Origin of the sequence: Nocardia vinacea NBRC 16497, from assembly GCF_000308835.1 — a bacterium.
GTDB lineage: Bacteria > Actinomycetota > Actinomycetes > Mycobacteriales > Mycobacteriaceae > Nocardia > Nocardia vinacea.
Genome location: NZ_BAGN01000292.1, coordinates 1 through 347, shown reverse-complemented (window position 1 = coordinate 347; position 347 = coordinate 1). Strand labels below are relative to the sequence as shown.

The 347-nt window shown below is 62.2% G+C and carries 1 protein-coding gene; it reads right to left on the bottom strand.

What is annotated here, in order from left to right; genetic code table 11:
- Nucleotides 1-27 precede the first annotated feature (27 nt).
- On the bottom strand, nt 28-347 hold a 320-nt coding region (locus tag ON44_RS33535; protein WP_040697937.1), incomplete at its 5' end, for an integrase core domain-containing protein.

Here is a 347-nt window from a genome sequence, read left to right as displayed (position 1 = left end):
TGAACCGTCCCCACTTTCCGGCCGGCTTCATGGTTGAGTCATCACCGGCTGGGATGGCTGTTGTTCAGCGTAATAGGCGGTCTCGTACTCGGCGGGTGGGACGTGTCCGAGCAGGCTGTGCAACCGCCGGTTGTTGTACCAGTCGACCCATTCCATCGTCGCGTACTCGACGTCGTCGAGCGACCGCAACGGCCCGGTGAGAAACGGGCTGTCGCGGGCGAGGGCTTCGGTTTTGAACAGCCCGATCGTCGATTCGGCCAGGGCGTTGTCATAGGCATCGCCGATGCTGCCGATCGAGGCTGCGATCCCTTCGGCGACAAGGGTTTCCGCGAATCTGATCGAGGTGT